This window comes from Brachybacterium tyrofermentans (genome assembly GCF_039526165.1).
Taxonomy (GTDB): Bacteria; Actinomycetota; Actinomycetes; order Actinomycetales; family Dermabacteraceae; genus Brachybacterium; species Brachybacterium tyrofermentans.
In genome coordinates, this window is record NZ_BAAAIR010000048.1 from 134675 (window position 1) to 161273 (window position 26599).

Consider the following 26599-nt stretch of genomic DNA (forward strand, 5'->3'; position numbering starts at 1 on the left):
ATGGAGCCGATGCCGCGTCGCTGGTGGGAGGGGCCGTTCGATGTCGAGCGCCTGGCCTGGTCCGCTGTCACCGCGGCCCGTGACGCCGCCGGGGAGCTCGCCGTCGCTCGTGGTCTCGACCTCGCGATCGATACCACGCCCGAGCTCGTCGCCGCCTCCTTCGCCGCAGTCGATCACCTCCGGGTCGACGGCCGGGCGCCTGCCGCCTGGGCGGAGCTGTCCGGCGTCGTCGCCGCGCGGGACGGCTGGGTGCGTCTGCACGGCAACTATCCCCACCACGCCGCCGTGATCCGCTCCGTGCTCGGGATCGAGGACCGTGCGGGCCTGGAGCGCGAGTGCGCCCGACGCGACGCCGCCGAGATCGAGGAGCAGATCGCTGCCGCCGGTGGCATCGCGGTGGCCGTGCGCACCCGCGAGGAGTGGCAGCGGCACCCGCAGTCCCGGGCGATGTCGGACGCCCCCTGGGCGGACGTCGCGGACCGTGGTGAGCGGCCTGATCTCGGGAGGAGCGGCGGCGTGAGCGCGGCAGGCGGGGTGCCCGCCGCAGGCCGTGGACCGGCCTCGCCGGGCCTGCTGCGCGGCGTGCGGGTGCTCGACCTGACCCGCGTGATCGCCGGGCCGACGGGGTCCCAGCTGCTCGCCGCCCTCGGGGCCGACGTGCTGCGGATCGATCCGCCGCAGCGTCCCGAGATCCTGGACCAGCACCTGTCCACCGGGATGGGCAAACGCTCCGCCGAGGTGGACCTGCGCGAGAGCGCCGAGCAGGTGAGGGCCCTCGCCGCCGGGGCCGATGTGGTCCTCGACGGCTACCGACCCGGAGCGCTGGCAGCGCACGGTCTGGGCACCGAGGACCTCGAGGAGCTCGCCCCCACCGCCGTCCTCGTCTCCCTCTCGGCCTGGGGTGAGATTGGGCCCTGGGGGAACAGGCCCGGCTTCGACTCCATCGTGCAGGCCGCCACCGGGATCGCCGACGCCTGCGGCGCGGACGGGCGGCCCGGAGCTCTGCCGGTCCAGGCTCTCGATCACGCCACCGGCCACCTCCTGGCGGCGCAGGTGCTGACCGCCCTGGCGCGGTCCCGGGCCGCGACGTTCCATCTCAGCCTGCTCGGCGCCGCCCGAACGCTGCTCGAGGCTCCGGAGCCTCCTGCTGAGCGGGCGGCGGAGCTGGCCGTCCCGCTCGTGGCCACGACATCGGGCGCCCTGCGCCTGGACGCCGTGCCGCCGCCGCTGCGGATCGACGGATCCACCCTCGACCTGCCCGTCGGCGTCTACGCCGCCTCGCCGCTCGCCTGGAAGGACGGGGTCAGCTGAGCAGCTCGCGGATGTCGTCGGCCGTGACGGCGGAGCGGAAGGCCTCCCCGCCGTCGGTGAAGGCGTCGAAAAGCTCGGCCTTGCGCTGCTGCAGCGCCAGCACCTTCTCCTCGATCGTGTCCTCGGCGACCATCCGGTACACCATGACCTGGCGGTCCTGGCCGATCCGGTGCGCGCGGTCCACGGCCTGCGCCTCGGCGGCGGGGTTCCACCACGGGTCCAGCAGGAACACATAGTCGGCCTCGGTCAGGGTCAGGCCGAAGCCGCCCGCCTTCAGGGAGATGAGGAAGACGGGGGCGTCGCCATCGCGGAACCCGGACACGGCACCGTCGCGGTCCCTGGTCGAACCATCCAGATGCGCATAGCCGACGCCGCGTGCGGAGAGCTCTGCGGCGACCCGATCCAGGTAGGAGGTGAACTGGCTGAACAGCAGCACGCGGTGGCCGTCCCCGACCACCTCCTCGAGCCGGTCGAACAGGGCCTCGAGCTTCGAGCTGGGCACGTCGGCGTAGGCCTCCGCATCCACCAGCGACGGATCGATCGCCATCATCCGCAGCAGGGTCAGGGAGCGGAACACGACGAACCGCTGCCGGTCCAGATCCGTCTCGATGAGACCGAGGACCTTCTTGCGCTCACGCTGGAGCACGGAGTCGTAGACGGCACGATGCTCCTGGCCGAGCGTCACCGTGAGCACCTCTTCGTGCTTCGGCGGCAGCTCGGTGGCGACGAGCTCCTTGGTGCGCCGCAGCAGGAAGGGCCGCACGCGCCGGCGCAGCAGCTCCATGCGTTCCGGGTGCTCCCCGGTCTCGATCGGCATCGTGTACCGCTGCCGGAATCCGTTCGCGCCGCCCAGCAGCCCGGGGGCCACCAGGTCGAAGATCGACCACAGATCGTCCAGGGAGTTCTCCATCGGGGTGCCCGTGATCGCCAGACGGAAATCGGCGCGGACGCCCTTGGCGGCCCGGTGGGTGCGGGAGCGGCGGTTCTTCACGAACTGCGCCTCGTCGAGCACGAAGCCCTGGAAGGTCTGCGCGGCGAAGAGCTCCTCGTCGATCCTCAGCACGGCATAGCTCGTGACCACCACGTCCGCCCCGGCGAGCTGGGAGGCGAGATCGGTCGAGCGCTTCGCGCTGGTGCGGTCCAGCATCCGCACGTCCAGGGAGGGCGTGAAGCGCTCCGCCTCGCGCCGCCACACAGGCAGCACCGAGGACGGTGCGACCACCAGGAACGGCGGCGCGTCCGGGTCGGCTGCGCGGGCATGGGCGATCAGCGCGAGGGTCTGGATCGTCTTGCCCAGGCCCATGTCGTCGGCGAGCACGCCGCCGAGCCGGAGCGAGAACAGCGCGGCCAGCCAGGCGAAGCCGTCGTGCTGATAGGGGCGCAGGTCTGCGTCCAGCCCGGCCGGGAGGGCGGGCGCGGCAGCACGCGGCAGCTCTGCCAGGCGGCCGACGGTGCGATCCCAGTCGGCGCTCTCGTCGACCTCGTCGGCCATCTCCTCGAGGTCGTTCCACATCTCGACCTGGAAGCGGCTGATGCTCTGGCGCTCGGGCTCCCATTCCGCGAGCGCCTCGCCCTCACGGATCAGCTCGCGCAGGCTGTCGAAGGCGGGATGCTCGAGGGAGAAGTACGTCTTGTCCGGCATCAGCAGCGTGCTGCGGCCGCGGGCGAGGGCGATGAACAGCGAGGGGAAGGGGATCGTGCGGCCCTCGATGGTGACCTCGAAGCCGAGATCGAACCAGTCGTGCTTCCCCGGGGAGGCCTGCTGGGTGACCCGCACCTTCGGGGCGCCGTCGAGCTCGCGGTACTCGTGGCGGGTGCCGACCACCTCGGTCTCGACATGGTCCATCTCGTCCAGCTGGTCGAGCACGTGCTCGGAGAAGAGCGCGGTGTCGGGGCCGCTGAGCAGATCAGGGGACTCGGAGCCGGCCGTCGGCCACAGCGTCATGGCGGCCGCGATCACCTCCTCCTCGTGGGCGACGTCGCGGTGCGCGCCCTGGCGCTGATCGATCGGCAGGATCCGGTCGGGATCGTGGTAGTGCCACGACCAGCGCAGGGTGAGGCGGTCACCGGAGGCATAGGAGGCCGTGAGCCGCAGGGTGGGGCGACGAGCCGCCGGCAGTGGAACGCTCCCGTCGAGGCTGGTCACGGTGGTGCGGGAGCGCAGCTGAGGGTAGGCGATCTCGAGGAACGCCTCGCGGTCCGCGGCGGGGACGCGCAACGGGCGGCGGCGCTGGAGGAGGGTGCGCAGCGCCCGCGGCACGGGGTTCCCGAGCGGGGCGATGCGCGCGGCGAGGGCGTCGGCGCCGTGCGGTTCGACGTCGAGCACCCCGGCCGCGCCCAGCAGCCGGGCCCCGGGGGCGCGCTCGCCCTCGAGGTCGATGCGGGGGCGCACCTCGAGGTCCTGGGACTCGTCGGCCACCTGCAGATCCAGGCCCGCATCGGCGCTGCCGAGCAGGGTGATCGAGGTCAGCCCGGAGCCAGGGAGGAACTCGATGCCGGCGTCGCGTGCGTGCACCAGGGACTGCCACAGCAGCGGCGAGGTGATCGTGTTCACCCACAGGTGGTCGATCGCACCGCTGGAGTAGGAGCGCTCGGTGGAGGCCGAGGCGAAGACCCGGGTGAGCGCCTCGGCCTGCACGGCGTCGTACTCGCGTCCCAGCAGCCGCCCCTCGAAGTTGCGCCAGGAGAGCTCGCCCTTGATCCAGGTGCCCTTGCGGCCACGGGTGAGCGGGCGCAGCCCCAGCCACAGGTCGGCCCCGGATTCGAGGTCCGCCGCCGTGGCGGGCTCGCGGCTCTGGCGGGATGCCGCCGTGCCCGGGGCGCCGGCCTCGAGATCGAAGCGGATCGCCAGCGGTCGCGGAGCCGTGCCCGCAGCACCGGCAGAACCCGTCGGGGCGGAGCCGTCCGCAGAGCTCGTGCCGCCCGAGCTCCCTGAGGTCAGCAGGGGCCGCAGCACGCTGCGCCATTCCGCCGGGGGAGCGGACTTCTCGGCGCGGTCGCCGAGGTCGTTGAGCCGGTAGAGCATCGCGGCGACGTGCTCGCAGCTGCCGTCGGCGGGGCAGCTGCACTGCGATCCCCGCGGTCGCCAGAGCCCTCCGGGGGCCGACGGCAGGAATCGCCGTGAGACGGAGTCCTCGGCGTACTCGTCCAGCAGCGCCTGCGATCGCTGCACCGTGCCCGCGTCGTCCGTGACCGTCGCCGAGACCATCGAGGTGTCGGGATCCCAGGCGAGGCCCTCGACGCGGCCGGCCCGCGCGCGGTGCAGCCCGCGACCGGCGGACCGGTCACCGACGTGGTGGCTGATGGCCGACGGCAGCAGACGGGGGAGCAGGACAGGATCAGGCATAGCTACCAAAGTATCGTCGACAGCCCACCGGTGACGGGTCGACGCCCCCTCAGCGGGTAGTCTCACAGCGAATGTCCGGCCCGGATCGCACCTTTCGCGTCCCTGCCAGGACGATGCAACCCGTCTCGTGAGGAGAACCCTGTGGCACGACTGTTCGGAACCGATGGAGTGCGCGGACGCGCGAACGGCGACATCACCGCGGAGCTCGCGGTCGAGCTCTCCGTGGGCGCGGCCCACGTGCTGGGCACCCTGGGCGCCTTCAACGGCTCCCGCCCGCGCGCCATCGTCGCCCGCGACCCGCGTCCCTCCGGCGACTTCCTCTCCGCCGCCGTGTGCGCCGGGCTGGCCTCCGCCGGGGTCGACGTGGAGGACGCAGGCCTGCTGCCCACCCCCGGTCTCGCGTTCCTCGTGCAGTCCACCGGGGCGGACCTCGGCGTGATGATCTCCGCCTCCCACAACCCCCACCCGGACAACGGCATCAAGTTCTTCGCGCGCGGCGGCACCAAGCTGCCCGACGAGGTCGAGGACGCCATCGAGGCGCGCCTCGGCGAGGAGTGGGAGCGCCCGCAGGGAACCGACGTCGGCACGATCACCCCGTACGAGGGCGCGATCGAGGCCTACGTCCAGCACCTCGTGGGCACCCTGGACCGTTCCCTCGAGGGCCTCACCGTCGTCGCCGACTGCGCCAACGGCGCCGCGAGCGTCACCGGTCCGCTGGCCCTGAGCCGCGCCGGCGCGACCGTGCACGTGATCGGCGACCGCAGCGACGGCGGCCTCATCAACGACGGCGTCGGCTCCACGCACCTCGGCCCGCTCCAGGACGCCGTGCGCGCCCACGGCGCCGACATCGGCGTGGCGTTCGACGGCGACGCGGACCGCTGCCTCGCGGTCGACGCGAACGGCGACATCATCGACGGCGACCAGATCATGGGGATCCTCGCGCTCGACCTCAAGGAGCGCGGCCGCCTCCACGAGGACACCCTCGTGGTCACCGTCATGAGCAACCTCGGCCTCAAGCTGGCCATGCGCGAGCACGGCATCCACCTCGGCCAGACCGGGGTCGGGGACCGCTACGTGCTCGAGGAGATGAACCTCGGCGGGTTCTCCATCGGCGGCGAGCAGTCCGGCCACGTCATCATCGCCGAGCACGCCACCACCGGCGACGGCGAACTGACCGCCCTGCACCTGCTGCAGCGGATGGCCGAGACCGGCCGCACCTCCCGCGAGCTCGCCGACGTCATGACCCGCCTCCCGCAGGCCCTGATCAATGTGAAGAACGTCGACAAGGCCAAGGCCACCATCGACCGCGGGGTCGCCGACGCGATCGACGCCGCCGAGCAGGAGCTGGGGGAGACCGGCCGCGTGCTGCTGCGCCCCTCCGGCACCGAGCCCGTCGTGCGCGTCATGGTCGAGGCTCCGTCCGACGAGACGGCGTCCACGATCGCCGAGCGCCTGGCCACCGTCGTCCGCGACCGCGTGGGGCTCTGACCCCTCCCTCGGATTCCCCGGATACGTGTCCTCGGCGGCACGTTTCCGGGGAGTCCGTGTCTTGTCGTGGTGCCTCGCTCCCGATTCCTCGGAAACGTCTCGTCAGCGGCACGTTTCCGGGGAATCTGGCGCTCGTGGCTGCCCCCGGGTGTCTGGCGCTCGTGACCGCCCCGGGGGGTCTGGCGCTCGTGGCTGCCCCCGGGGTGTCTGGCGCTCGCGACTGCCCCCCGAGTGTCTGGCGCTCGCGACCGCTGCGGCTGTTCGCGATTCCCTCGAAACGTGTCCTCAGCGGCACGTTTCGGGGGAATCGGTGCGTTTGACCCGTGGCGAGGGGAGCGTCAGACCGTGCGCAGCAACTCAGACCTTGCGCAGCAGCACGGAGTGCACGCGGTGCTGGCTGTCCTTGCGCAGCACGATATCGGCGCGGCCGCGGTTGGGAAGCACGTTCTCGGTGAGGTTGGGGCCGTTGATGGTGCGCCAGATCCGCTGCGCGGTCTGCACGGCCTCCTCGTCGGTGAGGTCCGCGTAACGGCGGAAGTAGGACCGCGGATCCGAGAAGGCGGTGCGGCGCAGCTGCAGGAACCGATCCACGTACCAGCGCTGCACGTCCTCGGCACGGGCGTCCACGTAGATCGAGAAGTCGAAGAAGTCCGAGACCGCCATGCCCAGTCGCCCGTCGCGGCGGGGGCGCGCCGGCTGCAGCACGTTGAGCCCCTCGAGGATGAGCACGTCGGGCTGCTCGACGACCACCTTCTCGTCCTTCAGGATGTCGTAGGTCAGGTGCGAGTAGACCGGTGCCTCGACCCTGTCCTGCCCTGACTTCACGTCGGAGACGAAGCGCAGCAGCTTGCGGCGGTCGTAGCTCTCGGGGAAGCCCTTGCGGTGCATGATCCCGCGGTTCTCGAGCTCGGCATTCGGGAGCAGGAACCCGTCGGTCGTCACGAGCTGGACGCGCGGCGTCTCGGGCCAGCGTGCCATCAGCTCGCGCAGCAGGCGGGCGGTCGTCGACTTGCCGACCGCGACGGACCCGGCCACCCCGATGATGTACGGGGTGCGCTGCTGGGGCTGGGCGAGGAAGCCCTCACGGTCGCGCCGCAGGCTCTGCGCCGCCGCGACCTGGAGGTTGAGCAGGCGGGAGATCGGCCGGTACACCGCGTCGACCTCCTGCAGGTCGATCCGGTCGCCGAGACCGCGCAGGCGCACGACGTCGTCCTCGGAGAGCGGGAGCGGGGTCTGTTGGGACAGTCGGGCCCAGTCATCCCGCGGGATCTCCTCGAACGGGGTGACGGTGCTCGACGCTGAAGCGGCCTTCATAGCGCTGATTGTTCCAGCACTGCGAGCCGAAACTCGCCACCGAGCTGTCAGATGAGACCGGCGCGACCTCCCGAGGCGCCGGTCGGAGCACTCGGAGGCAGTTCTCGGGTGGGCCCCGAGGGCCGTTCCGGCACACGGCGTGGATTCTCCCGGCACCCTGCGAGGCCCTGTGCGCGAATGTGACCGGCCCTGCGCACGTTCCGCCAGGCCCGTGCACGGGCCCCCACCACAGTGAGGAACGACTCCCATGGATTCCGCCCGCAGGACGAGATCCACGGCCGGGATCACTAGCGTGAGCGGCATGTGTGGAATCGTCGGATATGCAGGCCCGCAGGCCCAGGCCCCCTCCTCCCGTCCCGTGGACGTCGCCCTCCAGGGCCTCGCCCGCCTCGAGTACCGCGGCTATGACTCCGCGGGTGTCGCCGTGATCGATGACGGCTCCGTGCGCGTCACCAAGCGCGCGGGCAAGCTCGCGAACCTCCGTGCCGCCCTCGAGGGCGGCGCCGAGACCACCGGGCGCGTCGCGATCGCCCATACCCGCTGGGCCACCCACGGCGGCCCCACCAATACCAACGCCCACCCGCACCTCGGCGGCCGCCACGGCGAGCTCGCCGTCGTGCACAACGGCATCATCGAGAACTTCGCCCACCTGCGTGCCGAGCTCGAGGCCGATGGGTACGCCTTCACCTCCGAGACCGACTCCGAGGCCGCCGCCCACCTGGTGGCCCGCGAGATGGAGACCGCCGGGGACCTCACCGAGGCCATGCGCCGCGCCGCCGCCTCGCTCGAGGGCGCCTTCACCCTGCTCGCCGTGCATCAGGACGCCCCCGACACGGTCGTCGCCGCCCGCCGCAACTCCCCGCTGGTCGTGGGACTGGGCGAGGGCGAGAACTTCCTGGGCTCCGACGTCGCCGCCTTCGTGGACTCCACCAAGGAGGCCCTGGAGATCGGCCAGGACCAGGTCGTCACCGTCACCGCGGACGACGTGGCCATCTTCGACTTCGAGGGCCACGAGGTCACCGACGCCAAGCGCTACACGATCGAGTGGGACGCCGCGGCCGCGCAGAAGGGCGGCTACCCGTCCTTCATGGCCAAGGAGATCCACGAGCAGGCGAGCGCCGTGGCCGACACCCTGCTGGGCCGGCTCGAGGACGGCTCCCTCAAGCTCGACGAGATGGACATCGATCCCTCCGTGCTGCGCAGCGTCGACAAGATCGTCGTGGTCGCCTGCGGCACCGCCGCGAACGCCGGCGCCGTGGCGAAGTACGCCATCGAGCACTGGTGCCGCATCCCCACCGAGGTCGAGCTCGCCCACGAGTTCCGCTACCGCGACCCGGTCGTCACCGAGAAGACCCTCGTGGTCGCGATCTCGCAGTCCGGCGAGACCATGGACACCCTGATGGCCGTGCGCCACGCCCGCGAGCAGGGCGCCAAGGTGATCGCGATCTGCAACACCCGCGGCTCGACCATCCCGCGCGAGTCCGACGCCGCCCTGTACCTGCACGTGGGCCCCGAGATCGCCGTCGCCTCCACCAAGGCGTACCTGGGGCAGATCGCCGCCTGCTACCTGCTGGGCCTGTTCCTGGCGCAGGTGCGCGGCAACCTCTACCCCGATGAGATCGCCGCGCTGATGGGCGACCTCGAGCAGATCCCCGAGCAGATCCAGCAGGTGCTGGACAGCTCCGCGCAGGTCGAGAAGCTCGCCCAGGACATGAAGGACGCCACCAGCGTGCTGTTCCTGGGCCGCCACGTGGGCTACCCGACCGCCATGGAGGGCGCGCTCAAGCTCAAGGAGATCGCCTACATCCACGCCGAGGGCTTCGCCGCCGGCGAGCTCAAGCACGGCCCGATCGCGCTCGTCGAGGAGGGGCAGCCGGTGTTCGTCATCGTGCCCTCGCCCAACGGCCGCCATTCCCTGCACTCCAAGGTCGTCTCCAACATCCAGGAGGTGCGCGCCCGCGGTGCTCGCACCCTGGTGATCGCCGAGGAGGGCGACGACGCGGTGCTCCCCTACGCCGACGAGGTGATCCGGGTGCCCGCGACGCGCACCCTGTTCGCCGCGCTGCTGACCGTGATCCCCCTGCAGATCTTCTCCTGCGAGCTCGCCACGGCGAAGGGTCTGGACGTGGACCAGCCGCGCAACCTGGCGAAGTCCGTCACCGTCGAATGAGATTCTGACCTGCGCTTCGGCAGGCACCCGGGTCAGGGTGTGATACTTCGGGGATGAGCAGCATTCCCACCGCGACCACGGCGCCCGGCCCCGAGGACAGCTTCGGAGGCCGGGCGTTCGCGCCCGCGGATGACGGCACCGTGGCGGGGGTGGGCATCGACGTCGTGGACATCTCCCGGCTCGCCGCGATGATCGACCGCACCCCGGCCCTGCTCGAGCGCCTGTTCACGCCGGGGGAGCGAGGGCTCTCCGACGCCTCGCGGGCCGCCCGGGTCGCCGCGAAGGAGGCCGTGGGCAAGGCGCTCGGCGCCCCCGGTGACTTCTCCTGGCAGGACGTCACCGTGCAGAAGACGCCGACGCGCCGCCCCTATCTGCGGCTGCGCGGGGCGACGCTGCGGGCCGCCGAGCAGGCAGGCGTGCGCCACCTGCACCTCTCGCTCTCGCACGACGGGGACATCGCCACGGCGATCGTGGTCGCCGAACGGGAGCACCGATGATCAGCGCCTACACCGCCGAGGACATCCGTGCTGCGGAGCGCCCGCTGGTCGACGCGGGCCGGCCGCTCATGCAGCGCGCCGCCCGTGCCCTGGCCGGCCACGTCGCGAAGCGGCTGCGCACGCCGGAGGCACCGCGTGTGCTCGCGCTGGTGGGCAGCGGCGCGAACGGCGGCGATGCCCTGCATGCGGCGGCGATCCTGCGCGGTGAGGGCATCACGGCGGACGCGATCGCCACCGCCGCCACGCTCCACGAGGAGGGAGCCGCCGCGCTGCGGGCCGCCGACGGGATGATCCATGCCCTGGGACAGCTCGCTCCCGAGGACATAGGCGCCCTGCTCGCCGAGGCGGACCTCGTGCTGGATGCGATCGTCGGCATCGGCGGGCGCCCCGAGGTCCCCACGGACCTCGTCCCGGTGCTGGAGGCGGTCACAGCCGCCGGTGTCCCCGTGCTCGCGGTCGACCTCCCCAGCTTCGTCGACGCCACCACCGGCCGGGCCGCACCCGGTGCCCTCGCGGCCCAGGAGACGGTGACCTTCGGGGCGCTGAAGGCAGGGCTGCTGCTGCCCGGCGGTGCCGAGCGCGCCGGCCGCATCCATCCCGTCGATCTCGGGCTGGAGGAGCATCTGCCCTCCGTCCCGGCGGTCCACCGGCTCGAGGACGAGGACGTGCGCGCCCTCTGGCCCCACCCCGGGCGGGACGCGACCAAGTACTCCCGCGGCGTGGTCGCCCTCGCCGCGGGCAGCATCCGCTTCCCCGGAGCGGCGGTGCTCGCGGCCTCCGGCGCCGCCCGGGCCGGCGCCGGCATGGTCCGGTGCGTGGCCCCGCAGGAGGTCCTGGACCTCGTGCTGCGTGCGCGCCCCGAGATCGTCGGCCACCGGACCGGCACCGTCGATCTCGAGGAGATCGGGCGCACGCACGCGCTCGTCGTCGGCCCCGGGCTCCCGGGTGAGGATCCTCGCACCCGCACCGGCGTGGCCCTGCTCGCCGTCGGCGGGGGCCTCGACCGCGGCGTGATCGACGCCGGCGGGCTCGCGGCGATCACGCCGCAGCAGCGTTTCGGCGCCGATGTGGTCCTCACCCCGCACCGCGGAGAGGCCGACCGCCTCGCCGAACGGCTCGACCTGGACGCGCACCTCTCCGGGCCCGATCTGGTGGCCGCCCTCGCGGCGCGGACCGGGGCAACCGTCCTGCTCAAGGGGGCGATCACGCTCATCGCCCCGGGAGGCGGAGGGCCGCTCCGCAGCCAGGACGACGCCACCGCGCAGCTCGCCACGGCGGGCACCGGGGACGTGCTCGCCGGCGTGCTGGGGACTTTCCTCGCGGCCGGTCTGGAGGGTCCCGACGCCGCGGCGCTCGCCGCGATCCTGCACGGCCGAGCGGGCCGTCTCGCCTCCCTCGGAGGGCGTCTGCCGCTCGTCGCCCTCGACGTCGCTGATCACCTGCCCCATGCCCTCGGGGATATCCTGGCGGACGCCCTGTCGTGATCCTAGGAGCCCGATGACCATCCCGATCCCAGCTGAGGACCCTCGGCACGTGCCCAACCGGGCCGTGATCGACCCCTCGGCGATCACCCAGAACACCCGCGACCTGACCGGTCTGCTCGAGGAGCACACCGCCCTCATGGCCGTGGTCAAGGCCGACGGGTACGGGCACGGCATGCTCACCGCCGCCCGCGCCGCCCTCGAGGGCGGTGCCACCTGGCTCGGTGTCGCCCACCCCGCCAGTGCGCTCGCCCTCAGCCGCGCCGGCCTCGACGTGCACATCCTGACCTGGCTGTACGAGCCGCACACCGCGGCGATCGTGCTGCCCGAGGTGATCAGCTCGGGGATCGACGTGTCCGTCGGCTCGCCCGAGATGCTCACGCTGGTCGCCGACGCCGCCCGCCAGGCCGACCGGCGCGCCCGCGTGCACCTGAAGATCGACACGGGCATGGGACGCAACGGTGTCCTGCCCGAGCAGATCCGACAGATCGGCGCCGCGATGCGCGAGGACGATTTCATCGAGGTCGTCGCCGCCTGGACCCACCTCACCAGCGCGGACGATCCCACGGATCCCTCCACCGACCAGGAGGTGGCGCTGTTCGACTCGGCCTGCGACGCGCTCGCCGACGAGGTCGGCCCGATCCCGCTGCAGCACCTCGCCAACTCCGCCGCGCTCCTGACCCGCCCCGACCTGCATCGCGACCTCGTGCGACCGGGTATCGCCCTGTACGGCTACCCGCCCGTGGCGACCGACGTCCCGCTGCGCCCGGCGATGACCCTCACCAGCCGCCTGGCCCTGGTCAAGGAGGTCCCGGAGGGGCACAGCATCGGCTACGGCAGGATCCGCTCCACCTCCCGTCGCACCCGACTGGGCCTGGTGCCGATCGGCTATGCCGACGGGCTGCACCGCGCCGGCAGCGACCAGTGCGACGTGCTCGTGCGCACCGCCTCCGGCGATCATCGCGCGCCGCAGGTGGGACGGATCAGCATGGACCAGATCGTCATCGATCTGGGGCCCGACACCGACGCCAGCGCCGGCGACGAGGTGTTCGTGTTCGGCGACGCCGGGGAGGCCCCCACGGAGCCCTCCGCCACCACCGCCGACGACTGGGCGCGCGCCGCCGGGACCATCCCCTACGAGGTCCTCACCTCCGTCTCCGGTCGCGTCACCCGCGAGGTGCGCGCATGACCCGCCAAGGCGGCCATGAGGCCGGATACCCCGAGGCCGGGTCCTTCGGTGCACGTGGCCTCGAGGGCCAGGACCCCGGCGCTCAGACCCTGGAACCCCAGCCTCTCGACGCCCGCACCCTGGAGGTCCGGACCCTTGACGCCGACGGGACCCGCGCCGTCGCGGTCGCCCTCGCCGGCGTGCTGCGGCCCGGCGACGTGCTGATCCTCGACGGGCCCCTGGGCGCCGGGAAGACCACCTTCACCCAGGGCCTCGGTGCCGGGCTGGAGGTGCGCGGGCCTGTCGCCTCCCCGACCTTCGTCATCGAGCGGGTGCACCCGAGCCTCCGTGGCGGCCCTGCCCTCGTGCACGTGGACGCCTACCGGCTGGGAGCCGACGGCGACATCGACGATCTCGACCTGGAGGCGGACCTCGACGAGGCCGTCACGGTCGTGGAATGGGGGCGGGGTCGCGTGGAGCATCTCGTGGACTCCTACCTGCTGCTCGAGCTCGAGCGCCCCGACCAGGTCGATGACCCCGATGACCCCGACGAGCCCCGCACCCTGCGCCTGACCCCGATTGGGCCGCGCTGGGACACGGGCTCCCGTGCCGAGCTGCTCGGTGCCCTGTCCCCGCCGGACGCCGTGGAGACCGACGGCTCCGCCGCGCCGGACTCACCGGGGGATGCCCCGACCGGTCACGCGGCCGGATCGACCACTGAGGAGAACCGCTGATGCTGCTGGGAATCGACACCTCCGGGGCCGTGAGCGTCGCCGTGGCGCGCGGCGCCCTCGACGGTACGACACCGGAGATCCTCACCGTGCGAGCGGACGAGCGCTCGCGTCATCATGACGAGGTGCTGCTGTCCCTCGTCGACGAGGCGATGGAGGCGGTGGGCGTACAGCGCTCCGACCTCACCGGGATCGTCGTGGGGCGGGGCCCGGGCCCGTTCACCGGTCTCCGCGTGGGGCTGGTCGTCGCACGCAGCATCGCCGGCGTGCTCGGGATCCCGCTGCACGGGCTCAGCTCGCTCGATGCCCTCGCCCACCAGGCCCTGGCCACCGCCGATGTCTCGCCGGCGACCGTCGGCGTGGCACTGGACGCACGGCGCCGCGAGGTCTACCACGCCCGCTACCGTCGCGATGAGGGCGGCACGGTGACCCGCACCAGCGAGCCCGCGGTCGACCTCCCGGCCGAGGTCTCGGCTGAGCTGACCGCCTGCGACTTGCTCGTCGGCTCCGGCACCGCGATCTACCCGGAGCTGCTCCCGGCCACCGTGGAGATGGCCCATGTGGACGCGGGGCACCTGATCCTCGCCGCCGCCCAGCTGGCCGGCCAGGGAATCGACCTCTCCAGCACCGAGCCGATGTACCTGCGCGAGCCAGACGCCGCCAAGCCCACCGCGCGCAAGAGCGCCCTGGGTCGCTGAGCTCGGGGCAGCGGAGATGACGACCGGAGACGGCACCGGGGCTGGTGCTGGCACTGGCGCTCCGACTGGTGCTGGGGCTGGGGCAATATCATCGCCCGACGGCACGACCCCGGAGGCATGGGCGTTGCGCCTCGCGACCCCCGCCGATGTCGAGGAGATCGCCTTCGCCGAGCTCGAGCTGTTCCCCGACGAGGCCTGGAATGTCTTCCAGCTCGCCGAGGAGATCGAGCACCCCGACCGGCGCTACGTGATTGCCGCCGCGGGTGCTGACGCGAGCGGAGAGCTGCTCGGCTACGCCGGGATCATGCTGGCCGGCGACCTGGCGGACCTGCACACCATCGGCACCCTGCGCGAGGGCGTCGGCATGGGCCGCGCCCTGCTCGCCTGGTGCGAGGAGCAGGCGCGGCGTGGGGGAGCGGAGCGGCTTCTCCTCGAGGTGCGCGAGGACAACGATCGGGCCAGGTCCTTCTACACCCGGGCCGGCTACCAGGAGATCGACCGCCGAAAGGGCTACTACCGGATCCGCGGCCGACGCATCGACGCCCTGGTCATGCAGCGCGACCTCCGAGCCTGAGCCGACTCGCCTGCACCGTGCTGCGGGCCAGCGTCACGCTGCGCGCTCGTGTCGTGCTGCGGGCCAGCGTCACGCTGCGCGACTGCTTCGTGCTGCGGGCGTGCGTCGTGCTCCTCGCAGGCACCCGTCCTACCCGCCGTCGTCGCGCCACTCGTCGGAACGCGCCTCCGCTCGGGCAGATGCCCGCGACACACCCGTGGGCGCCTGCCGAATCCGCCGTTTCGTGCCGCGAGCGGGACGTTTCGGTGGACTGGGCGGGCGTGTCGGTCGAGGGCCCTGGTCAGGCCTGATCGACGGTGTCTGTTGAGGGGCTTGGTCGGGCCTGATCGATCGTGTCAGGTGAGGGGCCTGGTCGGTCCTGATCGGGCGCATCGGCTGAGGGGCCTGGCCGGGCCTGATCGGGCGCATCGGCTGGGGGCGTGAGCGGGCAGGTCCGCAGGAGCCCTGGGTGGGGCGGGCCGGAGCGTGCGTTCAGAGGAAGTCGCGCACCTTCTGGAACAGATCCGGATAGCGGCTGGTCAGCCGCGCCACTCCGATGCGCAGGCCCACCAGGAAGGCGACGATGCCGACGGCGAGCGAGAGGATCCCGGCGACGAGCAGCAGCAGATCGCTGCCCACCACGAGCCCCCAGATCGCCAGGCCGACCGTCGGGATCTGCGGCACGAACACCGCGACCATGGCGATCGTCATCGTGAGCATCGCGTTCGTGCTCGAGGCGGACTTGTCCTTCATCGGGTTCGTGCCGGGGGCCGATGCCGGGTACGGCAGGATGGCCCCGATCGCGACGGATACGCCCCACCCGGTGCCCATCGTGCCGAGGCTGGCCAGCACCACCAGCGGGATGAGGTCAGGAAGGCCGTACAGCAGCGGCATCGCCACGGAGATCACGATCACCGGCGGCACCATGAGCAGGGCCATCGCCGCGACCCGGCCCAGCAGGTTCGCCCGTGCCGGCACGTTCGCGGTGATGTTCACCCAGCCCGAGGGGCCGTCGAACCCGATCTCGTTGCACAGGGTGATCCCGCTGATACCGCACATCAGCACCACCATGCCGAGCATCATCGACCGCGACTCCGGGAGCATCATCCCCATCGCCACGAGGAACACGATGATCAGCGGATAGATGCCGATCGCGGCCAGGTATCGGGTGTCGCGGCGCCAGTAGCGCAGCGACTTGCCCATCATCGCTCCGAAGGCCGACGGCTTCACGAAGCGCGGCACCAGGGCGGAGACCTTCGTGGTCCCGGAGGAGGCGTCACCGGTCAGAGCCGACGTCAGCGAGGCGTCCAGCGAACGACGCCACCACAGCCAGGTCAGCGCGATCGTCCCCGCCCCGATCACGAGGCGCAGCAGCGCCGGCACCATATGACCCTCGGCGAGGTCCATGGGCACCGCGAAGAGTGCGCCGAAGGGGGTCCAGGTCAGCACATCGATGACGGTGGGCAGCCAGCGCATCACGAAGTCGACGTCGATCTCCGAGACCTTCTGCATGCCCAGGGAGAAGCCGTAGATCACGGCGAACATGGCCAGCATGCCGATGATCCCGCCCAGCTCGCGCCCGCTGCGGGACGAGGCGCGGCTCGCCGAGTGCGCGAACCAGGCGCGCGGCAGCAGCAGGCAGAGGGCGAGGCCGGCGAGGTTCGCCGGGATCAGCAGCACCAGGGCGGCGATGATCCATCCCACGCCCTGCCCGAACAGCACCAGCCACAGCACCTCGAAGGCGGTGGCGATGACCAGCGCGACCAGGGTGAACAGACTGGGCAGGCCGAGCATGGCCGCAGCGAGCAGCCCGGGCTGCAGCTCCTTGCCGTTGCGCGGGAACAGGGCGAAGCGGCGTGGATCCAGCGTGTCGTCGAGGCCGAAGGCCAGCACGGGGATCAGGAACCACAGCAGAACGGTCAGGGCGCCGAGACCGCGGATGATCATCGGGAACAGATCACCCTCGCCGCTCCACAGCGTCGCGCCGAGGAAGGCGAACACCAGGCCGACGAGACCGCCGAGCGCATACAGGCCGCCGAGGATCGTCCCGACGAGCTTGCCGATGTTCTTGCGGTAGGAGCGCTTCCACAGGGTCCACTTCAGCGTCACCAGGAGGCGGATCAGGGACTTCTGGGAGACCGCGCCGTGGTGGACGCCTGCTGCGGAGGCGGTCGCGGTGTGCTCGCTGCTCAGGACTCCAACCACGACAGGCTCCCTTCAGCGACGTCGCCACCGCCCACGAGATCGATGAACGTCTGCCCGAGGCTGCCGCCCTGGCGGACCTCGTCGAGCGTCCCGTCGGCCATCAGCACGCCGTCCGCGATGATCGCGACGTGGCTGCACAGACCTTCGACCAGCTCCATCGCGTGGCTGGACAGCACCACGGTGCCGCCGCCGTCGACGTAGGCGGTGAGGATCTTCCGGATCACCTGCGCGGAGACCGGGTCGACGGCCTCGAGGGGCTCGTCGAGGATCAGCAGGCGCGGAGCATGCAGCAGCGCGCAGGCCAGCAGGATCTTCTTGGTCATGCCGGCGGAGTAGTCGACGACGAGCTTGCCGTCCTCGCCCTCGAGGTCCAGGGCGGCCAGCAGCGATGCGCTGCGCTGGTCGACGACGTCGGCCTCCATGCCACGGATGAGGCCGACGTAGGTCAGCAGCTCGCGCCCGGTCAGCCGGTCGAAGGTGCGCAGGCCGTCGGCGAGCACTCCCAGCTGGGCCTTCGCCGTGGTGGGGTCGGCCCACATATCCGTGCCGAGGACGTGCGCGGTGCCGGCGTCGGGCCGCAGCAGACCGGTCGCCATCGAGAGAGTGGTGGTCTTGCCCGCACCGTTGGGGCCCACCATCCCGTAGAAGGATCCGCGCGGCACGTCCAGGGAGATCCCGTGGACGACCTCGGTCTTGCCGAAGGTCTTGCGCAGCCCGCGGATCGACAGCGCGGACTGCGTCGGGAGGGCGGTGTCGGCTCCGACGGGCGCCGCGGCTCCCGTGACCGGCGCCGCCGGCGCATGCGCGGACGGATCGGGGGAGCCGGACGGGACAGGCGCGGACGGATCGGCCGTTGACGGACCGGCCGCGGACGGATCGGGGGAGCCGGACGGGATCGAGGAGGACGGGTCGGCTGAGTGCATGGGATCACGCTACCGAGCGGCTGGTCGACGCGGGGTCCCCCGGTCGGTGAGGACAGGCCCGACCTTCGTCGGGTGCGCGCCCCGGGAGGCGTCCCGGAGGGCGCTGGGCAACTAGGATGCGCAGGAGTTGTCCTGGTACCGAGGGAAGGAATCCCATGTCGAAGCTGCGCCCCTCTCCGCGCGCGCCTGGCCTGTCTCAGGAGGTCGAAGAGATCCCGCTCGGCATCCGACGGCTGGCCGCCTGGTCCTGGCGGATCCTCGTGATCGTCGCGACCACGACCCTGGTCCTCTACGGCCTGCTCCAGGTGACCGGGATCGTGATCCCGGTGCTGCTCGCGGTCCTCCTCGCCGTGCTGCTGACCCCCGTGGTCAAGCTGCTCACCCGCTATACGTTCCTGGGCCGCGCGGCGGCCAGCGGGGTCGCCCTGCTCGGACTGCTCCTCGTGGTCGCGGGAATGTTCACCCTCGCCGGACGGCAGCTGATCGCCAAGTGGGCGGATATCCAGGACAAGCTGGTCACGGGCTTCGAATCCGTGTCGGAGTGGGCGAAGACGACCTTCCAGATCGATACCCCGATGATCAACTCGGCCCTCGACGAGGGCCTGGCCAAGCTGCAGGAGAACGCGGACACGCTGCTCAACTCGGCGGTCAGCACGGCCGCGGTGCTCGGCAACCTCGTCACCGGCGTCCTGATCATGCTGTTCACGCTCTTCTTCCTGCTCTCGAGCGGGCCGACGATCTGGCGCTGGGTCGTCGGCCTCATGCCGCCGGCCGCCCGGACCGGCACCCATGAGGCGTTCCGACGGGGCTGGAAGGCGCTGTCGGCCTACGTGCGCACCCAGATCCTGGTGGCCGCCGTGGACGCCGTGGGCATCTCGATCGGCATGGTCGCCCTCGGCCTGGGTTCCTACGCGGTGCCGATCTGGCTGCTCGTGTTCCTGTTCTCCTTCATCCCGCTGGTCGGCGCGATCGCCTCAGGCATCATCGCCGTACTGCTCGTGCTGGTGCTGCAGAACTGGATCTTCGCCCTGATCATGCTGGGCATCGTGCTGCTCGTGCAGCAGCTCGAGGGCAACGTCCTCCAGCCGCTGCTCATGGGCAAGGCCGTCGAGCTGCACCCGCTCGCGGTGTTCCTGGGCGTGGCCGGCGGCGCGATGATCGCCGGGATCCCGGGCGCCCTGTTCGCGATCCCGCTGATCGCGTTCGTGAACGCCACCCTGCTGTACATCGTGGGCCGTGACCCCAGCCCGGAGCTGGGTGTGGACAGGGCATCCCAGGAGCACTTCGCGGCGATCGCCACGGGGTATCACCCGCATCTCGACGATGCTGATGCTGGCGTCGGCGGGCCCGAGGACCAGGACGCGAGCGACTCACCGGCGCAGTCGGTGACCGGGTCCGACGTGCCGTCGGCAGCGACGTCCGCAGCCCCGTCGGAGCAGGCGCCCGAGCAGGCCCCCGAGTTCCCGACGAAACCGACTCAGGAGTAACCAGGTGCTCCGGGCCTGCGGACCCGGAGCACCTCCCAGGGCACGAGAGTGGCCCCCGACCCGGCTGATGCCGGATCGGGGGCCATTCTCGTCATGCTCCGGACGGAGCGCTGCGCACGCGGCGCATCACGTCACGGGGTGTAGGGCTTCGCGCTCAGGATCTCGATCGCGAACGACTTCCCGTTCGGCGCGGTGTAGTCCACCGTGTCGCCCACCTTCGAGCCATGGATCGCGCCGCCCAGCGGCGACTCGGAGGAGTACACCTCCAGGTCCGCGTTCTCCGCGATCTCCCGGTTTCCGAGCAGGAACGTGCGCTCCTTGCCGGCCATCGTGATGACGACGACCATGCCGGGCTCGACGACACCGTCGTCCTTCGGCGATTCGCCCACCACGGCGTTCTTGAGGAGACGCTGGAGGTCGGCGATGCGCGACTCCTGCTTCCCCTGCTCCTCACGGGCCGCGTGATAGCCGCCGTTCTCCTTGAGGTCGCCCTCGTCACGGGCAGCGGCGATGCGCTCCGCGATCTCGGTACGGCCCGGTCCCTCGAGCTCTGCGAGCTCCTGGGTGAGGCGGTCATACGCGTCCTGGGTGAGCCAGGCGCCATTCGGCTGGCTGCTCATCGGTTCACTCCTGTCGTCTGGGATCGTGCGCATCGGGGACATCATGAAAGAGCCCCCTATACGCGAATCACGGGGCACATGTCCTCATGCGCCCCGTGGTGCGGGTGATGATCACCGGCTCGATGCCGGTTTCGGGATACCCTACACCGCACAATTCAGGGTTCCCCGAATGTTCAAGGAGTTTCGCGCTGCGAGTAATTCGAGCGCCCGTTCCGGGGATGTGCGCTTCCTGGGGGTCGCCGCGAGCGGGCGAGGTTGTTCAGGCGGGGGCGACGCCGACGAGATCGGTCGGGTGCGATCGGTCGGGTGGGACCGATCAGGCGGGATCGATCAGGCGGGCTCGCACGCCACGATCTCGGCCGAGACGGCCTCGCCCTGGGTGGAGATCTCCACGGAGTGCACCGTCTGGCGCTCCGTCTGCGCGGGGATGGTGGTCTTGACGAATCCGACCTGCGCGCGGCCTTCGTTGAGGGCCTGGATGCGGCAGGTGGCCTCGGTGCCGGGATCCATCGTGAGCGAGTACTGCACGGCGATGACATCGTCGGCCACGTGGTCGTAGCCGACCATGTCGGCACGGATGGGCGGGCTCGCGACCCAGTAGCCGACCAGGGCGACCACGGCGAGGAAGACAGCAGCGACGAGGGCGACGAGGATCCGGGAGGTGCGCTTCGAGATCGTCGGTGCGCCGTAGCGATCGGCCGGGCGCTGCAGGGTGCCGTTCATGGGGCCATCCTCCCAGACCTCTGGTCGCCGACCTCCCAGGGGAGCGCGGGCGGCGGGAGGGCCCGGTCACGTCCGTCGGCCCTGTGCCCGCCGCCCCGTGAACCCCCAGGCCCGGTGGCGTACGATCGGACGCTGGAACGGCACGCCCGAGATGCCGCTGCCGGGCCCCGGGGTGCCTCGTCCCCGAGCCGATGATCCGAGGAGAACCGTGACCGTCCAATTGCCTGCGCCCGATGAGACCCTGCGGATGATGGCCGTCCACGCGCACCCGGATGACGAGTCCTCCAAGGGTGCCGGCACGACCGCTCGCTATGCCCGAGAGGGTGCGCAGGTCACGGTCATCACGTGCACCGGAGGGGAGCGCGGGGACGTGCTGAACCCACGGCTGCGCGACGATCCTGCCCTGACCCGCGACGTCCTGCCGGCGGTGCGCCGGCAGGAGATGGCCGCGGCCCAGGAGATCCTCGGCGTGGACCACGAATGGCTGGGCTTCATCGACTCCGGCCTGCCTGAGGGCGACCCGCTGCCCCCGCTCCCCGAGGGGAGCTTCGCCACCTTGAGCCCCGAGGAGGCGGCCCGCCCGCTGGTGGAGGCCATCCGTCGGCTGCGCCCGCACGTGCTGACCACGTACGACGAGAACGGCGGCTACCCCCACCCCGATCACATCCAGACCAACCGGATCAGCGTCGCGGCCTTCGGCCTCGCCGCGGATCCGGAGTTCGCCCCGGAGCTCGGAGAGCCCTGGGAGGTCGCCAAGCTCTACTACATCAACGGGTTCCATCGTCAGCGGTTCTCCGCCGTCGCCCGGCATCTGCGGGCCGCCGGCGCTCCGAACGAGGAGCTCGAGCAGATGATGGAGCGCTTCGACGAGTCGACGGACCGGCTGCTGACCACGCGCATCGACGTGCGTGAGTACCTCGGGGTGCGCGACGACGCCCTGCGCGCACATGCCACGCAGGTGGATCCCGACGGCCCGTTCTTCCGGATCTCCCATGATGTGGAGACCGCGGTGTGGGGCACCGAGGACTACGAGCTGCACATCTCCCGGATCGGCGTGAAGCTGCCGGAGAACGACCTGTTCGCCGGCTTGCGCGACGAGTCGATCGAGGCTCGCGCATGATCGGTGCGCAGCTCTCGTCGGCGGCCGGCGTGCTCCTGGCCGGTCCGTTCCCCTCGGACGGCGGCCCCTCGGATGGCAGCGGCTTCAACTCCGTCACCGTCTCTCCGGGCCTGCCCGGCTTCATCGCGATGTTCATCCTCGCGGTGGCCGTGGTGCTGCTGGTGCTCGACATGACCCGACGCACGCGACGCGTGAAGGCCCGCGCCGCAGTGCAGGAGCGCATGGACGCCGAGCAGGCCGAGCGCGACGCCGCGGCAGCGGCTGCCGAGGGGGAGGACGCCCCGGACGACGCTGCGGGGTCCACGAGCTCGGGCGGTCCTTCCGGCGCTGATGACACCGAGGGTCAGGCCCCGCGGGGGACGGCGGAGGAGAGTTCGTTGGAGACGTCTGGCGACGTGGCGGGGATCCCTGCGGATCCCCGGCCCTCGCCGGCGCACGACGCCGATCACGACGCCGATGATGACACCGACGAACCGGGCGGCGACGACCGCCGCTGAGGTGACTCGGAGACTGCGCCGCGCCGCGTCGCTCAGACGACGGCGGTCGCGACCGCCGCGAAGTGACAGCCGAAGCCGATCAGCGTGCCCGCGTGGAAGATCTCGTGGAACCCGAACCAGGCCGGGGACGGGTTGGGCTTCTTGAGCGCATAGACGACGGCGCCGACCGTGTAGGCCAGGCCGCCGATGGACAGCAGCCAGACGACGGACCAGCCGGCGGAGGCTTGGAGCGCGGGCATGTAGAAGACCGCCACCCAGCCCAGGGCGACGTAGGCCGGGACGTACAGCCAGCGCGGGGCGTTCGTCCAGAACAGACGGAAGCACACGCCGACCAGCGCACCGCCCCAGGCGATGCTGAGCAGGGTGATCGCCTGGCGCGGGGCGAGCATCGACACCGCGATCGGGGTGTACGTGCCGGCGATGATGAGGAAGATGTTCGCGTGGTCGAAGCGGCGCAGCATGATGGCGCGCTGAGGTGTCCAGGTGCCGCGGTGGTAGACGGCGCTGACGCCGAACAGCATCCCCGCGGTCAGCACGAAGACGGCGCACGCCAGACGCACTGCGAGAGTCTCGCCGAAGGCGACCAGCAGCAGCCCGGCCACCAGCGAGGTGGGGAACGCGATCAGGTGGAGCACGCCGCGCATCCGCGGCTTCGGCAGCTGCAGCCCGAGCTGGGTGGCCCGAGCGGCCATCGCCCGCGTCAAGGTCCTCGGGGCGAAGGGGTGAGTCTCTGCCGTGGGGATCTGCTCCGAGGGGAGCTGCGTCGAGGGCAACATCGAGGGGGTCTCGGCGTCGGGGTCGATGCTCGGAGCGCCGGACTCGGCCACTGCCTCCGCGGCCTCCTGCAGCGCCGGATCCTCGGCCGACAGGGCCGTCCGGGCTGCGGGTGAGGAGCTGGACGCAGCGGCGGGTTGCCGTCTCGCGTCGTCCGATGGAGTGGTCGTCGAGGAGCGGTCGGAGTCCTCGGGTCGCGGCCCGTTAGTCATGGCGAAATCGTAACCTACGGCAACGTAACCTCGGGGCTCTCCTCGACGTGCTCCACGGCGTGCGCCAGGTGACGCTCCACGTGACGATCCGGTGTGGATTGCGAGGAAACGGCGAGGTCGGGGTCGGGCATCGTCGATACTGGAGGGGTGCGGCGTCATGGGTCGGGCCGCACAGCGCGTGCCGTGCACGGGCCAGGCGCCCCAGGGCGGCCGGGTCACCGCATCCGACCCGGGGGATCGGAGGCTGCAATGGATGACGACGGCCTTCTGTACCGCGTCTACGAACGTCGGCTCACGAAGGAGCTCGAGGCCTTCGAGCTCCCGCAGCATCTCGGGGTCATCGTCGACGGCAACCGTCGCTGGGCGAAAGAGGCCGGCGAGTCCACCGAGCACGGCCATCGGGCTGGCGCCGCGAAGATCGTCGAGTTCCTCTCCTGGTGCGAAGATCTCAAGATCCCCCTGGTCACCGTGTGGATGCTGTCCACCGACAACCTCAGCCGCCCGCCCGAGGAACTCGTCGCGCTCTACGAGATCATCGCCTCGACCGTCGAACAGATCGCCGGGGCCGGCTACTGCGTACGGCTCACCGGCACCGCCGAGGCCCTGCCCGACGACGTCCGCGCCGGTATCGCCCGGATCCAGGAGCGCGCCGCCCCGGACTCCGAGCTCACAGTCAACGTCGCCATCGGCTACGGCGGCCGCGAGGAGATCGTCGACGCCGTGCAGGAGCTGGTGCGCGACCTCGGTGCGCAGGGCAGGTCCCCGGAGGACATCGCCGCGGCGATCAGCGTCGACTCGATCGCGGAGCACCTCTACACCCGGGGTCAGCCGGATCCCGATCTGATCATCCGCACCTCGGGCGAGCAACGGCTCTCCGGCTTCCTGCTGTGGCAGTCGGTCCACTCCGAGTACTGGTTCTGCGAGACCTACTGGCCGGGCTTCCGTCGGATCGACCTGCTGCGCGCGCTGCGCGACTTCTGCCGACGAGAGCGACGCTTCGGCGCCTGATGGTCGGCGCCTGACGCCTGTCGCTTGTCGCTGGTGCCTGGGCCCGGCACCCGATGCCTGTCGCCGTACGTCTGCGGCTCGGACCTCGGCCCTGGTGTCGGCCCGGACCGGCCCGACGGCTGCACATCGAGTGTCCGCACCTCCCGCCCTGGGCATGCGACCGGTGGCACACTGGGGTCATCGGGAGCTCGGCAGAACTCCCGATGACGATCGGGTGAACGTCGAACCCGCCGACGGCGGGACGTGCCCGTGAGCGGGTGAGGACCCCGCTAGGGTCCAGGCATCCGCGCGATTTCGGGAGGCTCCGATGGACGACACCACCACAGCCCGCGAGACGATGTCCGCACAGACGGACATCGCAGGCTCCGGTACGAGGTTCAGGTCGGGGGTGATCGGAGCCGCGAACAGGGACGGCTCGCCGGTGGTGCCGTCGCTGCGTCCCGGGGGAGCGCAGCAGATCCTCTCGGGCGTGGAGACGGGTGTGATCACCTACGTGGTGGACACCTCGGTGCTGCTGTCGGACCCGCTCTCGCTGCACCGCTTCGCCGAGCATGACGTCGTGCTGCCGATCGTGGTCGTCACCGAGCTCGAGGCGAAGCGGCACCACCCGGACCTCGGCTATTTCGCTCGGCAGGCGCTGCGCCTGCTCGACGATCTGCGGGAGCAGCACGGGAACCTCTCCGTGCCGCTGCCGATCGGCAAGGACGGCGGGCACGTGCAGGTGGAGCTCAACCACATGAACACCGCCTCGTTGCCTGACGGCTTCCGCCTCGGGGACAACGACACCCGGATCCTCGCGGTCGCCAAGAACCTGCAGCTCGAGGGCAAGGACGTCGTGCTGGTCTCCAAGGACCTGCCGATGCGCATCAAGGCCTCCGCCTCCGGGATCCATGCTGAGGAGTACCGAGCCGAGCTCGCCCGGGACCGCGGGTACACAGGCATGGTCACGACCTCGGTCGACGAGCAGACCATGACCGATCTCTACGACGGTCAGACGGTCGAGATCTCCGAGGTCGCCCACCAGCCCGTGCACACGGGGCTGACGATCACCAGCCCGCGAGGCTCGGCGCTGGGACGGGTCACCCGCGATCACCAGGTGACGCTCGTCCAGGGCGACCAGACAGTCTTCGGTGTCTCGGGCCGCTCCGCCGAGCAGCGCGTCGCGATCGATCTGCTCCAGGACGAGTCCGTCGGGATCGTCTCCCTGGGCGGTCGCGCGGGCACCGGCAAGAGCGCGCTCGCCCTGTGCGCCGGCCTCGAGGCCGTCCTCGAACGGCGCACCCAGCGCAAGATCATGGTGTTCCGCCCGCTGTTCGCCGTGGGCGGCCAGGAGCTCGGCTTCCTGCCCGGTGACCAGGGCGAGAAGATGGGGCCCTGGGGCCAGGCCGTGTTCGACACCCTCAGCTCGATGGTCTCCCAGAACGTCATCGACGAGGTGCTCTCACGCGGCATGCTCGAGGTGATGCCGTTGACCCACATCCGCGGCCGTTCCCTCCACGACGCCTTCGTGATCGTCGACGAGGCGCAGTCCCTGGAGCGCAACGTGCTGCTGACGATGCTCTCCCGCGTCGGCCAGAACTCCCGCGTCGTGCTCACCCATGACGTGGCCCAGCGGGACAACCTCCGCATCGGCCGCTACGACGGCATCGCCTCGGTCGTCGAAGCGCTCAAGGAGAAGGAGCTCTTCGCGCACATGACCCTGCAGCGCTCCGAGCGCTCCAAGGTCGCCGAGCTGGTCACCCACGTGCTGGACGAGCCGGTGTTCTGAGCCGAGAGCCGATGTTCTGGGTCGGGAGCCGGGAGCCGGGAGCCGGGAGCCGGGAGCCGGGAGCCGGGAGTCGGGAGCCGGGAGCCGGGCTCCGAGGGGCTGAGGCCAAGGCCGGGCTGGGCTCAGTGCTGAGCTAGCCGAGCCTGGCCGTAACGCGGACGGACCGCTGGTGACGGGAGCTGGCACATCAGCCACCTCCCCTCACCTACGGCCCGCCCACGTTCGCTCCCTTCAGCGCGGGGGAGGCGACTGTCCCGATTGCCGGGGTGGAGCGGCAACCTGGGGTGCTGGGGCCGCGCTCGCCTGGCGCAGGGAGCGGACCGGCCACGGCGCGTGGAAAATGGCGTGACCGACGTTGGCCCGTGGGCCGCCCGGCGACATGGCCCCATGCTCAGCTACGGCCAGTTTCGGGGCAGTGGCAGGGCGATGGACGGTGCCGACCTCTCCTCCCGAATGCCACGTCATCCACACAACTCGCGACGCTTCCCAGGCGACCATGCGGGAG

At 71.4% G+C, this 26599-nt stretch carries 21 protein-coding genes; 14 read left to right on the forward strand and 7 right to left on the reverse strand.

Translation table 11 applies throughout. From position 1 onward, the window contains the following. The gene (locus tag ABD093_RS16810) at positions 1–1311 is read left to right on the forward strand and encodes a CoA transferase (protein ID WP_343925934.1); all 1311 of its coding nucleotides are present in this window, start codon (positions 1–3) and stop codon (positions 1309–1311) included. On the opposite strand, the gene ABD093_RS16815 is transcribed toward ABD093_RS16810, so the two are convergent. Beyond that, positions 1304–4657 (reverse strand): SNF2-related protein, encoded by a 3354-nt coding sequence (locus ABD093_RS16815; RefSeq protein WP_343925936.1) that lies wholly within the window; start codon positions 4655–4657, stop codon positions 1304–1306. The two genes, ABD093_RS16810 and ABD093_RS16815, sit on opposite strands and share 8 nt — an antisense overlap. A 141-nt stretch (positions 4658–4798) precedes the next feature. On the opposite strand from ABD093_RS16815, the gene glmM reads away from it, so the two are divergent. Continuing rightward, on the forward strand, positions 4799–6145 hold the full coding sequence (glmM, locus tag ABD093_RS16820; protein WP_343925938.1) for a phosphoglucosamine mutase: 1347 nt from the start codon (positions 4799–4801) through the stop codon (positions 6143–6145). A 357-nt stretch (positions 6146–6502) separates the two neighbouring features. Here glmM and coaA read toward each other — a convergent pair whose 3' ends face one another. Further along, a complete protein-coding gene (gene coaA / locus ABD093_RS16825) occupies positions 6503–7459 on the reverse strand; it encodes a type I pantothenate kinase (protein ID WP_343925940.1) in 957 nt (318 codons plus the stop codon). A gap of 301 nt (positions 7460–7760) precedes the next feature. On the opposite strand from coaA, the gene glmS reads away from it, so the two are divergent. The 7 genes from glmS (at position 7761) to ABD093_RS16860 (ending at position 14778) form a co-directional block, all read left to right on the forward strand. Next, on the forward strand, positions 7761–9629 hold the full coding sequence (glmS, locus tag ABD093_RS16830) for a glutamine--fructose-6-phosphate transaminase (isomerizing) (protein ID WP_343925942.1): 1869 nt from the start codon (positions 7761–7763) through the stop codon (positions 9627–9629). A gap of 53 nt (positions 9630–9682) precedes the next feature. Further along, a complete protein-coding gene (locus tag ABD093_RS16835; protein WP_343925944.1) occupies positions 9683–10126 on the forward strand; it encodes a holo-ACP synthase in 444 nt (147 codons plus the stop codon). After that, the gene (locus ABD093_RS16840) at positions 10123–11610 is read left to right on the forward strand and encodes an NAD(P)H-hydrate dehydratase (protein WP_343925946.1); all 1488 of its coding nucleotides are present in this window, start codon (positions 10123–10125) and stop codon (positions 11608–11610) included. Before ABD093_RS16835 ends, ABD093_RS16840 begins: the two co-directional genes overlap by 4 nt. A gap of 13 nt (positions 11611–11623) precedes the next feature. Continuing rightward, entirely contained in the window at positions 11624–12796 is a 1173-nt protein-coding gene (gene alr / locus ABD093_RS16845) for an alanine racemase (RefSeq protein WP_343925948.1), read from the forward strand. Further along, on the forward strand, positions 12793–13509 hold the full coding sequence (gene tsaE, locus ABD093_RS16850) for a tRNA (adenosine(37)-N6)-threonylcarbamoyltransferase complex ATPase subunit type 1 TsaE (RefSeq protein WP_377802340.1): 717 nt from the start codon (positions 12793–12795) through the stop codon (positions 13507–13509). Before alr ends, tsaE begins: the two co-directional genes overlap by 4 nt. Beyond that, entirely contained in the window at positions 13509–14204 is a 696-nt protein-coding gene (gene tsaB / locus ABD093_RS16855) for a tRNA (adenosine(37)-N6)-threonylcarbamoyltransferase complex dimerization subunit type 1 TsaB (RefSeq protein WP_343925950.1), read from the forward strand. Before tsaE ends, tsaB begins: the two co-directional genes overlap by 1 nt. A gap of 124 nt (positions 14205–14328) precedes the next feature. Beyond that, positions 14329–14778 (forward strand): GNAT family N-acetyltransferase, encoded by a 450-nt coding sequence (locus ABD093_RS16860; RefSeq protein ID WP_343925952.1) that lies wholly within the window; start codon positions 14329–14331, stop codon positions 14776–14778. A gap of 471 nt (positions 14779–15249) precedes the next feature. Here ABD093_RS16860 and ABD093_RS16865 read toward each other — a convergent pair whose 3' ends face one another. After that, positions 15250–16962 (reverse strand): hypothetical protein, encoded by a 1713-nt coding sequence (locus ABD093_RS16865; protein ID WP_343925954.1) that lies wholly within the window; start codon positions 16960–16962, stop codon positions 15250–15252. Continuing rightward, on the reverse strand, positions 16947–17885 hold the full coding sequence (locus ABD093_RS16870; RefSeq protein WP_343925956.1) for an ABC transporter ATP-binding protein: 939 nt from the start codon (positions 17883–17885) through the stop codon (positions 16947–16949). Before ABD093_RS16870 ends, ABD093_RS16865 begins: the two co-directional genes overlap by 16 nt. 155 nt (positions 17886–18040) lie before the next feature. Here ABD093_RS16870 and ABD093_RS16875 point away from each other — a divergent pair, with 155 nt between their 5' ends. Continuing rightward, positions 18041–19372, forward strand: a complete 1332-nt coding sequence (locus ABD093_RS16875) for an AI-2E family transporter (protein ID WP_343925958.1) — start codon at positions 18041–18043, stop codon at positions 19370–19372. 131 nt (positions 19373–19503) lie between these two features. Here the strand turns inward: ABD093_RS16875 and greA are convergent, their stop codons facing one another. After that, positions 19504–19992 (reverse strand): transcription elongation factor GreA, encoded by a 489-nt coding sequence (gene greA / locus ABD093_RS16880; protein ID WP_193116851.1) that lies wholly within the window; start codon positions 19990–19992, stop codon positions 19504–19506. A gap of 330 nt (positions 19993–20322) precedes the next feature. After that, positions 20323–20715 (reverse strand): DUF4307 domain-containing protein, encoded by a 393-nt coding sequence (locus ABD093_RS16885; RefSeq protein ID WP_343925960.1) that lies wholly within the window; start codon positions 20713–20715, stop codon positions 20323–20325. A 208-nt stretch (positions 20716–20923) separates the two neighbouring features. Here ABD093_RS16885 and mca point away from each other — a divergent pair, with 208 nt between their 5' ends. Next, positions 20924–21835: a mycothiol conjugate amidase Mca gene (gene mca, locus ABD093_RS16890; RefSeq protein ID WP_343925962.1), complete on the forward strand. Its 912-nt coding sequence runs from the start codon at positions 20924–20926 to the stop codon at positions 21833–21835. After that, the gene (locus ABD093_RS16895; RefSeq protein ID WP_193116854.1) at positions 21832–22332 is read left to right on the forward strand and encodes a hypothetical protein; all 501 of its coding nucleotides are present in this window, start codon (positions 21832–21834) and stop codon (positions 22330–22332) included. The genes mca and ABD093_RS16895 overlap by 4 nt, the downstream gene beginning before the upstream one ends. A gap of 32 nt (positions 22333–22364) precedes the next feature. Here the strand turns inward: ABD093_RS16895 and trhA are convergent, their stop codons facing one another. Beyond that, entirely contained in the window at positions 22365–23318 is a 954-nt protein-coding gene (gene trhA / locus ABD093_RS16900) for a PAQR family membrane homeostasis protein TrhA (protein ID WP_193116855.1), read from the reverse strand. 249 nt (positions 23319–23567) lie between these two features. On the opposite strand from trhA, the gene ABD093_RS16905 reads away from it, so the two are divergent. Both ABD093_RS16905 and phoH2 read left to right on the forward strand, forming a co-directional pair. Next, positions 23568–24326: an isoprenyl transferase gene (locus tag ABD093_RS16905; RefSeq protein ID WP_193116856.1), complete on the forward strand. Its 759-nt coding sequence runs from the start codon at positions 23568–23570 to the stop codon at positions 24324–24326. 307 nt (positions 24327–24633) lie between these two features. Further along, positions 24634–26094 carry an RNA 5'-3' helicase PhoH2 gene (phoH2, locus tag ABD093_RS16910; protein ID WP_226849824.1) on the forward strand — a complete coding sequence of 487 codons (1461 nt, stop codon included), beginning with the start codon at positions 24634–24636 and terminating at the stop codon, positions 26092–26094. Positions 26095–26599 lie beyond the last annotated feature (505 nt).